Source organism: Flavobacterium phragmitis (assembly GCF_900112575.1).
In the GTDB taxonomy this organism is placed as follows: Bacteria; Bacteroidota; Bacteroidia; order Flavobacteriales; family Flavobacteriaceae; genus Flavobacterium; species Flavobacterium phragmitis.
This window is the reverse complement of record NZ_FOMH01000001.1, coordinates 140,632-152,175: the sequence shown is the minus strand read 5'-3', so window position 1 is coordinate 152,175 and position 11,544 is coordinate 140,632. Positions and strand designations below refer to the sequence as shown.

The following is an 11,544-nucleotide window of genomic DNA, read 5'->3' as shown; positions in this document are numbered from 1 at the left end:
TATTGAAAAAAGAGAGTAGAAGAAACTAGTTTCCACACATAGCTAACTATGTGCATTAATGCAAGTGAAACGCCTTTTTTACATCTAATAAACTATGTTTCTATGTGTTGAAATAATTATGCCCACAGATTAAAAGTAGCTTTTAAGTAATAGAAGCTTTGTAAATGGTTTTTATGGTCTCGCCAAGTACGGCATTAAAATCATCATCAGATTGACCTGCGCTGAGACCTTCAGATAATGCTCTGGAAAAACTGGCAATTAATCCGTGGTTTTGTGCCAGTTTAGTATTCGCATCTTCTCTGGAATATCCTCCCGATAATGCTACAACACGAACTACATGCGGATCTGTTATCAATTCGCCATAGAAATTATTCACTGTTGGGATAGATAATTTCAGCATTACTCTCACATTTTTGTCAAGAGCATTTAGCTGTTTTATGATTTCGTCCTTCAGAATCTGCTCTGATTTTTCTTTGTCAGCGCTGTAAATATCAACTTCAGGTTCAATAATCGGAATCAATCCTTTTTCGAAAATCTGCAAACCAACCCTGAACTGTTGTTCTACGATATCTCGAATTCCGTCTGGATTTGCTTCTTTAATTACCGAACGCATTTTAGTTCCAAAAACATTTCGTTCTACAGCTCTTGTCAACAATTCATCCAGATTTGGAATAGGTTTCATCAATTGAACACCACTGGCAAGATCAGCAAGCCCTTTATCTACTTTTAGAAACGGAACGATGTTTTTCTTTTCCCATAAATAATCGGCAGTCCATAAACCATCAATCTTACGGTCCATGGTATTTTCAAACAAAATAGCACCCAAAATATACTCGCTGTCAAAAGCGGGACTTTTAATAATTCTAGTTCTCATTTCATGTACAAGCGTGTACATTTCTTCGTCGTTAGAATAGCTGTCTTCTTGTACGCCGTATTGTAATAATGCTTTTGGTGTGCTTCCGCCGCTTTGATCTAGTGCTGCGATAAAGCCTTTTCCAAAATGCATACGATTTAATTGTTCCTGGTTCACATTTGCCATAATAATGAATTTAAGTTTTGTAAATCCATGTAATTTAAGCAATTTTTACAACTTATTGATTATGAGTTGGTAGGTTTTTTAAAGCCCGATTTTATCATTCACCTTGTCATAAACTTCTTTTACTTTTTTGGGAGGATCAAATCGATAACCTGCAGAAATTTTTAAGGTTACAATATGATCATTTAATCTCGGATCGACTTTATCATCCTGAGCAAAACTAATGGTATTAAGAGTTGCGAAAGCAAAGAAACGGTCTTTGTTGTAGGCTAATTTTAAATTGAAATCGGCCTGATATAAAGCTGAGGTGTCTTTATCAATCAAATTCAGCCCAGCACCCAGCGCCAGTCCGGCGCCAATTAAAACCCGATCGCTAATCACAAAATTGTAAAAGTAGGAGGGAGCAAGCGTAAAAACATAAATATCTCCTGGTGATGAATCGGGCGTATTTAAATCTAAATTGGTGTAATAAAAAGAGAAAGTAGGAATGAAACTTCCGGAACTTTTGGTCTGCCATTCGTTTTGACTGACCAATGTTTTAAAAGAAAATTTATCATTGAAAACGTAAGCCGTCGATCCGCCGATTTTCATTGTTCGCATACTCGGCAGTTGTGCCGTAATGTTGTCATCCTTAATATAAAACCCTTTTTGATTGATATAAGTGAACGACTGCATCCATTTTTTTAAATAAAAACGGGTATTGAAATTGAAATGTTTGGAATGCGAATCGCCTTTGTTTTGACTCAAAAATTTAGGTGCAAAACCAAAACCAACATCTATGATTTTATAATTTAGGTTAAAACCAATTTGTTCTCTTCGATTCGGAATAAGATTGACATACATTTTGGTTTCCGGATTATCTGAAGCAATCTGAAAACTATTGGAAGTGTCTAAATAATAAACACTGGCCGTAATTTTATCGTCGTACGATTTGAAATAGGGATTTCGTATGGAATCGTTTTGGGCGAAACATCCAAAAATGCTGGTAAAGAATGTGGTGTATACCAGTTTTACTATTTTGTTGCTATTTATTTTTTCTGTGATTAACAAAATAATGTAATAAAAGAAGAAAAGCAATTAAAACTATAAACATTGCTATAAAAGTTAATATCTTTTGTTCAAATGTTTGAAGACTCTGAGCCGTGTTTACACCTTGAAACAGTAATGCTATTACTGCTGAAAAGATACCTAATAATTCAATGTTTTTGTTAGAATTATTCCTGATTTCTTCTTGGAGTTTATCTCTATCTTTTTTAAATAAGCTGACAAATGCATCAAGATTATTTAAACTTTTAATTTCATTATCAATTCTTAATAAAAAAGCTTCAGTATATCTTTCGAAATCGTCATATTTTTCAAATTCTATAGGAAGAGAGAAAGTAGAAGAAGAAAATACATTTATTTCAATGGTATCAATTTTATGCTTTTTTATACACTCTTTAAAAGGTAATTGACAAGCGTAATTTAAGTGAACTTTTGACCATTTGAGATATTTTTTAAATATATTGAAGTATTTTTGTAAAAGTTCGTGAGATCTTTTAATTTCTAAAATATCAAATTTAGAATTTTGACTGTCTAAAGAAAGTGCTGTGATTTTTATTTCAATATATTTATTTAAAAAATCACATATTTTATAATAAGGAAAGAAATTGTTTAAGAAAGAATCATCTTGAATTTTTTCTATTTTTTCTATTTCACAGTCAATTAAATTTTCTACAATTTCTACTTTTGATTCAGTAGAAATATTCTTTATTGTTTCAGAAAATATATTGTTAGATATATAATTTTTAATTTTATCTAAAGCGAATTTATCAAAAGAGGTTGAATCAATAGGGATTGATTGTATTTCATCAAGAAGTTTAGTTAACTTTGAAAAATTAGAATTAAGATCTTTGTAATATTTTGTTAAAGAATGAAAATCCAAAGCACAAACTTTTCCAATATCTATGATTTTTTTTGCATTACGCTTAAGGATAATTGTTTTTTCGTGATTGTCTTCACTTAAAAAATGATTTTTAGAATATCGGTCCCAATCTTTAAAAACTTCAAGTTTAAGTTTATGTGCTGTAAGGTCAAAGTTTGATTCTTTTCCTAAGAAAACGTAATTTTCATTATGGACATTATCTTCTTTGTTTTTTCTAATTATAAGTTTTCTAATTAAAAAGATACTTTTTTCAATTAACAACTCTAATATTTTTGAGATAGTTGGCGTACTTATGAAATACTTACTGCAAATTTCTAATTCGTTTTTAGAGATAAGTAAAGTTTTTATATCTTGAATGTCATATTTTAAGCAAAAATCTTTCCTTAAAAGAATTAAATTGTTTTTTACTGATAGAAGTAACTCCTTTTTTAGATCATTTTGAATGAATGATGTATTGCTTTTTAACTCATCTAAGATATCTTGAGTGCGATCAGACAAGTCAAAAAGTGTATTTAGAGATGGATTCTCTATTAATCGCAATAGAAAATTAGAACTTGATTGGAATTCAAGTAATGATTTTTTTAATACAGATAAAGGTTCTAGTTCCTGAATTTTATTTTCTAATGACAATTGAATTTCTTCGTCAATTTCGTCATTAAATTCTGCAAATTGAAATTTACCACAAATTGTAATTGTTTTTTTTATCAGATCTGAAAAATCAGTATGAAAGCATTCTCCACCAATAATTGAAAAATGTAAAAATTCAAAAAATTTTACTAAATAAAGTTTTTCAAAACTTTCGATTTCATTTTCAAAATTGCTTAATAAAACCTCATGAAAATAATCATCATCAGTACCAATTTGTAATTCAGTTGTGGCATCTAATGCTTTTTGATATGCATTTGTTGACCAATCGGATTTCGATAAGTCAGTCGCTTCATCTAATATTTTTTGTAGCCAAAAACAATTCATCAATTATACTAAGTCAAGATTAACTACTTTAATATCATTAATTATATCTTCTTTTGGTATAATTGAAGAGTAAGAGTTTCTAGCTCTCGCAAGAGAATAATTTTTTCTCCAACAATTCCATTTGTGTGTTAATTCAACAAGTGTACCAGCATCAGTAAACAGTAATCTTGGTTCTAATTCCAATAATAAATTAATTGAATCTATTATTTTATTTTCTATTAGTGTATTAATATTTGGTTTGTTATTTGAAAAATAGAGTTTTTCATTTGAAAGTATAAATTCAGTAAAATTTTTTTCTCTCCTAATTTGACTATAAATGTTTGTTTCTACTGGTCCATACGGCATTGCCCAAAACTCATTTATATCCAATAATTCTCTGTCTTTTTCACTATTAATTACTATTACAAAAAAATGAAGCTTAATTAATTTTAGTATAGTAAAATCATTGTTTTCATTAAACTGGTCTAACGTTATTTTAGTTTGCTCTATATAACGATTAGACAAATGATAAACTACATTTTTGAATATTTCAGTAGAATTTGCCATAAAAGCTTTTGTTAATATTGTAAATATAATACATTTAAATCCATGTTTTAGGATTTTGTAAGATTAAAATTAATTTTTCTTCGTCACTTCCTGTTTCTGGATGATGATCATAAACCCATTGCACATGTGGAGGAAGGCTCATTAAAATACTTTCAATTCTTCCATTAGTCTTTAAACCGAATAATGTTCCTTTATCATGAACTAAATTGAATTCAACATAACGTCCTCTACGAATTTCTTGCCAATTTCTTTGTTCAGGACTATATGGCAGATTCTTTCTTCTTTCTACAATCGGAACGTAAGCTTCAAGGAAACTATTGCCGACTTCGGTTACAAAATCGTACCAGTTTTCCATCGACATTTGTTCATTGGCTTTGCAATAATCAAAGAACAAACCGCCAAGTCCACGCGCTTCGTTTCGGTGTGCATTCCAGAAATATTCGTCACATTTCTTTTTATAAAGTGGATAAAACTCAGGATTATGTTTGTCACAAGCTGTTTTACAAGTTTGATGAAAGTGTTTAGCATCTTCTTCAAACAAATAATAAGGCGTTAAATCCTGTCCGCCACCAAACCATTGATTGATGACTTTTCTAGGACCTGTACTGAGCGAAGTCGAAGTATCATACATTTCAAAATATCGCCAATTGGCGTGCACAGTAGGAACCATCGGGTTTTTCGGGTGAATTACCAAACTTAATCCGCAGGCAAAGAAATCGGCTTCGCCAACGCCAAACATTTTTTGCATAGTATCTGGTAATTTTCCATGAACGGCAGAAATGTTTACACCACCTTTTTCGAAAACAGCACCGTTTTCTATAACGCGAGTTCTTCCGCCGCCGCCTTCAGGACGTTTCCATAAATCTTCACGGAATTTTGTTGTTCCGTCAACAGCTTCTAATCCTGCACAGATTTGGTTTTGTAAATTTTGTATGTATGCGTAAAATAGGTCTTTCATTGTAATTATTTTTTGGCTTTCGCCGAAGCAATTTTAGTATTAATCCCAAAAGAAAAAACCTTGCTTTCCTGTTGGATATATTGGTAAATAGCCAAAGCTTTATCCGTAAAATTATAATTTTCTTCTTTAGAAAATTCGACTAAAATATCTCCAAATTGTTCTAAATGTTCCCAGTCAAAATGAAGTCGCATTAATAATGTGATTAAATCTTCATTGGTTTGGCTGGATAAAGTTTCGAGGTTCAATCCAATTTCTTTAAGCAGATCTTCGATGTTCGATTTTTCTAGATTGTTCAAAGGATAAGGAACATAAACAAGAGTTCGTAACGTTTTGAGGACGTTATCAATTCTTATCTTTTCTTCATCTCTTAATCCTTTATTAAGCATAATGTCCTAGAATTTTTTGTTGCTGATCGTTTTTTTCTGAAATGCCATTATGGGCTTTTTTGTAAAAGAGGTTTCGCTTCTTTTGCCTATGTTTTTAATGACACGATAAACAAAATATAAAACAGGCAACGAATAATATATAAAACCCATACAGATTGGGACATAAGGTTTTTCAATAAACAATCCACTGGATTTTACCGTTTGGAAATAATGTGATTTTTCTAAAAATTCTTGTGTCAATCCAAATGGCGGAATTATAGAATTTGCCATACAAACTGCAAGAATCAATAAAAAGTAGAAAAGCGCTTTAGCCGCCGATTTTCCCATTTGATACATTCTGACTTCGGGAGCAACATTTGAAAAAGCAAATCGCATTCTATTTAAAACTGTAAGCAGATAAATATATAGAATATTGGTATTGACTACAGATTCATTAAAAGAGTAAGCAAACGTTGCATATAGCGGAAAAAACACAAAAAGAGACCATTTTCTAGGCATAACTGCCATAAAAACTCCAGAATGCACCATGATAAACTCAAAAGCCATCAAAACAGCCAAATCATTTATCAAACTTACCGGATGTAATTCTGGATGCATCCAAACCATTAAAAACACATAAGAATAATAAGCCTGAAATCCATATTCAATAAATGAAAAAGGTGAGTTTCTGTTGAGGTTTAGATTTGCTAGCATATTTTTTTCTTTCCTGCAAGGTTTTTAAAACCTTGTAGGTATTTCTTCTTGTTATACTTTTTATTTTTTAATAAGTTACAAACCTACAAGGTTTTGGAAACCTTACAGGAAAAATCTAAGTTACTCAAAAGTATACGTTTCGTTTAAAAAATCATTCTTTTGATTATGACAAAAGATAAAATTTTCAAAATCTCCAAACAAATTTAAAACTTCATTTCGTTCTATTTTGGTTTCTTTATTTGATAAAAAAGCTTGATAGGATGAAAATTTGAAATCTTTAAAATCTAAATCAAAATGATGTTTCGGATTTAAATGAACATAAAGAATCAGTCGTCTTAAATAATTTTCATCTTTTAACCTTATCCTTTTAAAATGCTTTTCAAATAAACTTCCTGTTCTATTGGTTTGTTTATTAAATGCCTTAGCATAAGAATTAAATAAGTTTGAAAATGCTTGTGTAGCCTCTTTTTCTTCTACATTTAAGCGAATAACTAAATGAAAATGATTATTCATCAAGCAATATGCAAAAACTGAAATTTTATGTTCTGTAAATTTAGCTAATTGTTTTAAGAAATAAAGTTTGTTAGCGTCATTTTCAAAAATAGTTATTCCATTAATTCCTCTATTATAAATATGATAATAACAATCCTTATCAAGTGTTTCCAATTTCATTTTTATTTACCCAAAAGTAAGTTTTTACTGTAAATATAAAAAAAGAACTTTTATACCTACAAGGTTTTGGAAACCTTGCAGGAAATCAAATGAGACTGAACACTGAAATACTAATTCCCGTATTCCTTCACCGCGTCAATAAATGCTTTGGCGTGATCTACAGGAATATTTGGTAAAATTCCGTGACCTAAATTTACGATATATTTATCTTTTCCGAACTCGTCGATCATTTCATGAACCATTTTCTTAATTGTCGGAATTGGAGAAAGTAATCTTGACGGATCAAAATTTCCTTGTAATGTAATGTTTCCGCCAGACAAATAACGCGCATTTCTTGCAGAACAAGTCCAATCTACTCCAAGAGCAGAAGCACGACTTTTACCCATGTCGCCAAGAGCAAACCAGCATCCTTTTCCGAAAACAATAACCGGAGTAATATCCGCTAAAGCGTCAACAATCTGGTTGATGTATTTCCATGAAAATTCTTGATAATCAACCGGAGAAAGCATTCCGCCCCAAGAATCAAAAATCTGAACTGCATTTACACCCGATTTTACTTTTTCTTTTAAGTATAAAATGGTAGTATCTGTAATTTTTTGCAATAAAGTATGCGCTGCAACTGGGTTTGAAAAACAGAATCCTTTTGCAGTGTCAAAACTTTTAGAACCTTTTCCTTCAACAGCATAGCAGAAAATGGTCCAAGGAGAACCAGCGAAACCAATTAATGGTACTTCGTCGTTCAACATTTCTTTAGTCAATTTCACAGCATCAAAAACATAACCTAATGTTTCATTTACATCTGGAACATACACTTTGTGAACATCTTCCAAAGAACGAATCGGATTTGGAATAATTGGCCCTAAATTGTCTTTCAATTCTACATGAATTCCCATTGCACGAGGCACTACCAAAATATCCGAAAATAAAATAGCAGCATCTGGAGCAATTCTGCGAATTGGTTGCACTGTGATTTCGGCAGCTAATTCTGGAGTTTCACAACGTGTAAAGAAATCATATTTATCACGAAGTTCTCTAAACTCTGGTAAATATCTTCCTGCCTGGCGCATCATCCATACCGGTGGACGCTGTACTGTTTCTCCTTTTAATGCTTTTAAAAATAGGTCGTTTTTTAACATGGATTTTCTATGTTTTAAACCCGACAGGTTTTGAAAACCTGTCAGGTTTGTTATTGTTATTTATATTCCTGAATTACATCTTCAATCACATTTTCAATTGTGGGCTGATCTGCAATAATGATGTTTTTTGTGGTTTTATGTAATGCTTCTGCGGTGGTTTCTCCAATACAGAAACAAAGTTGTTTGTTTATAGTGTTGTCTTTCAGATAACTTTCAACTCCAGAAGGACTGAAAAATAATATCGCTTCTGGATTTGCTTTTAATTTCTGAGGTTGAAGCGTAGTTTCGTAAACCTGAATTTCGTTGAATTTAATTCCGTTTTCTTTTAACGCTTCTGGCAAAGTATCTCTTCGAAGATTGCCACTGAAAAAAGTATAGCTTTCGTTGCTGTAAATTAAGCTGATAATTTCGGCTAGGTCCGATGCGTAACCAGTGTAAGCCACAACATTAAATCCGTTTTCCTCTAGAAGAGTTTTAGTTTTAAGTCCAACGCAATACACGTTTTTCTCCCGAAGCTTCGGGATTAATTCTTCTGATTTTGGATTGGATAAAACACTGTGAACAGCATTTTGACTCGTAAAAATCAGACTTTCGTTGAGGTTTTTTAATTCAAAAGATTTGTTTTCGGTTTTAATGAAATCGGCTTCGATTAACTCAATGCCATATTTCATTAGCTCTTGCTTATGAAGAGGAGATAATATTTTTGTAGAGAGTATTTGAACTGGATTTGCCATTATTTCTTCAGGGATTCTTTAATCTGCTTCATTAATTCCGTTCCGCCATTATTCAGGATTTCCTGAGCTGCATTGAAACCTAGTTTTTTCCATTCCGAAATATCAACAGTTTTGTCAATTTCAATTTTTTGTTTTCCGTCGATAGAAAGTAAAACACCTTGAAAATGCAAAGTGTCTTCATCTTCGTTATAAGTGACTAAAGATCCGATTGGCGCTGTACATCCTCCTTCAAGCGTTCTCAAAAACTGACGTTCGATATAGGTACAGATTTCAGTTTCAATATCATTTAACTGAGAAAGTGCATCCAATGTATAATTGTCATTTTCCATTGCCACCACAAGCATTGCTCCTTGCGCCGGTGCAGGAATCATCCAATCTAAATTGATATAATTTTCAGGTTTTAAGTTAATTCGTTCTAAACCAGCAGCTGCAAAAACAGCTCCGTCCCAATTATTGTCTTGTAGTTTTTGCATACGTGTATTTACATTTCCACGTAAATCCACGACAGTATGATTAGGATATTTATTAAACCATTGTGCTTGACGACGAAGACTTCCCGTTGCAATGGTACTTGGATTTGAAAAATCAGGGTTTCCTTTATGAACTAAAATATCTAAAACATTGGCTCTTGGCAAAACAGCTCCTTGAACAATTCCTTTTGGCAAAGCAGTCGGAACATCTTTCATAGAATGCACCGCAATATCAACATCTCCGTTGATCATCGCAATGTCAAGCGTTTTAGTAAAAATTCCAGTGATTCCTAATTCGTAAAGTGGCTTATCCAGAATAATATCACCTTGAGATTTTACTGCAACAATCGAGGTTTTATAACCTAAATCGTTTAGTTTTTTCTCTACAGTGTGTGCTTGCCAAAGTGCTAATTCGCTGTCACGCGTTCCTATTCTGATTGTTTTTTCAGCCATGTTTTGTTTTTTGAACCATATAAGTTATATAAGTAATTTAAGCAGTTTGGGTAAAACACAGTTTTTAAATGAACTTATATAACTTATATGGTTTAAATTTTATTTAAGATGCTTTTATTTTGAAGACTTTTTCGATCCATTCGATGCTTTCATCGACCATGGTATCGTCGTCTTTTAAATGATTTGCAAAATGAGTAGTGATTTTTTGGATGATTCTGTTGCTGATGATTTCAGCTTGTTCTTCGTTGAAATCAGCAATTTTTTTGCTTTGAAAATCCAATTCAGAAACTTTAATGGCGTTTAGTTTGTCTTTTAACGCATTGATTGTAGGCGCAAATTTTCGGCCTTTCATCCAGGTAACAAATTCCTCTTTGATTTCTTCAATGATTGCTTCCGCAGCCGGAATGTGTAATTTTCTGTTTTCCAAAGTTTCATCTGTCAATTGAGACAAATAATCCATGTGGATTAGAGTTACACCTTCTAATTCCTCAACATTTTCATTCACGTTTTTCGGAATCGATAAATCTAGAATCAACAAAGGTTTTTTAAGATTCAAAATCGCTTTGTCAACTGTTGGGTTTTGCGCGCCGGTTGCTACAACCACAACATCGGCTTTTTGAAGTTCTAAATGTAATTCAGAATAATCTTTAACAATCAAATTTAGTTTTCCAGCCAATTTCTCAGCTTTATCTTTTGTTCGGTTGATTAAAGTGATGTGTTCGTTTTTAGTATGTTTTACTAAATTCTCGCAAGTATTTCTTCCTATTTTTCCAGTTCCAAAAAGTAGAATGTTTTTGTTGCTGATATCCTCAACGTTTTTAAGGATGTATTGTACAGAAGCAAAAGAAACCGAAGTAGCACCAGAACTGATTTCAGTTTCTGTTTTAATTCTTTTACTTGCCTGAATTACCGCATTTACCAATCTTTCCATAAAAGCATTGGCTAATCCCATTGATTTTGAATGCGTAAAACTGGTTTTTATTTGAGAAATAATTTCAAAATCGCCTAAAATTTGACTATCTAAACCAGTTCCTACGCGAAAGATATGATTGATTGCTTCCTGATTTTTGTAAACGAAACCCACTTTTTGAAAAGCATCTACAGATCCGTTACTATTATCGCAAATAAGTTTTATTAATTGAAATGGATGTTCTGCAAAACCGTAGATTTCAGTTCTGTTGCAGGTTGAAGTTACTATTAAACTTTCTATTCCATCGTTTTTAGCCTGTTCCAGCAAACGCGTCTTTGCAACTGCATCCAAACTAAATTGACCTCTGACCTCAGCATCAGCTTTTTTGTAACTCAGACCAACTGAGTAAAAATAAAGGTGTTTCGGTACGTTATTGTTTTCCATAAATTCACTTTCATAAAAGTGCAACAAAATTATTACTATACCATCGATAAAAATAACGCTAAAAGTACTTTTTATGTCGCTGTATGTTTTTTTAATTCTAAAGAGGTCTTTTTATTTAGAAATCAGCATTTTTATAGCAAAATCAAGTCATTTGAAATGTTTTGTTTAGAGTCATTCTAAATAATTTAATGCAAATAGATAAAATTTGTC

12 protein-coding genes are annotated in these 11,544 nt (G+C 31.9%); all 12 read right to left on the bottom strand.

The features are described 5' to 3' along the window. Positions 1-142: 142 nt before the first annotated feature. Positions 143-1,030 (bottom strand): fructose bisphosphate aldolase, encoded by an 888-nt coding sequence (locus BM289_RS00735; protein WP_091490694.1) that lies wholly within the window; start codon positions 1,028-1,030, stop codon positions 143-145. A gap of 87 nt (positions 1,031-1,117) precedes the next feature. After that, a complete protein-coding gene (locus BM289_RS00730) occupies positions 1,118-2,086 on the bottom strand; it encodes a DUF4421 family protein (RefSeq protein ID WP_244165299.1) in 969 nt (322 codons plus the stop codon). Continuing rightward, a complete protein-coding gene (locus BM289_RS00725) occupies positions 2,061-3,932 on the bottom strand; it encodes a hypothetical protein (protein ID WP_091489945.1) in 1,872 nt (623 codons plus the stop codon). The genes BM289_RS00730 and BM289_RS00725 overlap by 26 nt, the downstream gene beginning before the upstream one ends. 3 nt (positions 3,933-3,935) lie before the next feature. After that, positions 3,936-4,478 carry a Panacea domain-containing protein gene (locus BM289_RS00720; protein ID WP_091489943.1) on the bottom strand — a complete coding sequence of 181 codons (543 nt, stop codon included), beginning with the start codon at positions 4,476-4,478 and terminating at the stop codon, positions 3,936-3,938. Positions 4,479-4,512: 34 nt separating this feature from the next. Further along, positions 4,513-5,436 (bottom strand): oxygen-dependent coproporphyrinogen oxidase, encoded by a 924-nt coding sequence (gene hemF, locus BM289_RS00715; protein WP_091489941.1) that lies wholly within the window; start codon positions 5,434-5,436, stop codon positions 4,513-4,515. Positions 5,437-5,441: 5 nt separating this feature from the next. After that, on the bottom strand, positions 5,442-5,822 hold the full coding sequence (locus BM289_RS00710; RefSeq protein ID WP_091489938.1) for a hypothetical protein: 381 nt from the start codon (positions 5,820-5,822) through the stop codon (positions 5,442-5,444). A 6-nt stretch (positions 5,823-5,828) separates the two neighbouring features. Next, complete coding sequence (locus BM289_RS00705; RefSeq protein WP_091489937.1) at positions 5,829-6,515, bottom strand: hypothetical protein; 687 nt, start codon at positions 6,513-6,515, stop codon at positions 5,829-5,831. 120 nt (positions 6,516-6,635) lie between these two features. Next, complete coding sequence (locus BM289_RS00700; protein WP_091489934.1) at positions 6,636-7,187, bottom strand: transposase; 552 nt, start codon at positions 7,185-7,187, stop codon at positions 6,636-6,638. A gap of 110 nt (positions 7,188-7,297) precedes the next feature. Then, complete coding sequence (gene hemE, locus BM289_RS00695) at positions 7,298-8,323, bottom strand: uroporphyrinogen decarboxylase (RefSeq protein ID WP_091489933.1); 1,026 nt, start codon at positions 8,321-8,323, stop codon at positions 7,298-7,300. A 56-nt stretch (positions 8,324-8,379) separates the two neighbouring features. Then, positions 8,380-9,057, bottom strand: a complete 678-nt coding sequence (locus tag BM289_RS00690; protein ID WP_091489930.1) for a uroporphyrinogen-III synthase — start codon at positions 9,055-9,057, stop codon at positions 8,380-8,382. Then, positions 9,057-9,980, bottom strand: coding sequence for a hydroxymethylbilane synthase (gene hemC / locus BM289_RS00685; RefSeq protein WP_091489927.1), 924 nt, complete (start codon positions 9,978-9,980; stop codon positions 9,057-9,059). The genes BM289_RS00690 and hemC overlap by 1 nt, the downstream gene beginning before the upstream one ends. 103 nt (positions 9,981-10,083) lie before the next feature. Then, complete coding sequence (hemA, locus tag BM289_RS00680; RefSeq protein ID WP_091489925.1) at positions 10,084-11,334, bottom strand: glutamyl-tRNA reductase; 1,251 nt, start codon at positions 11,332-11,334, stop codon at positions 10,084-10,086. Positions 11,335-11,544: the final 210 nt, after the last annotated feature.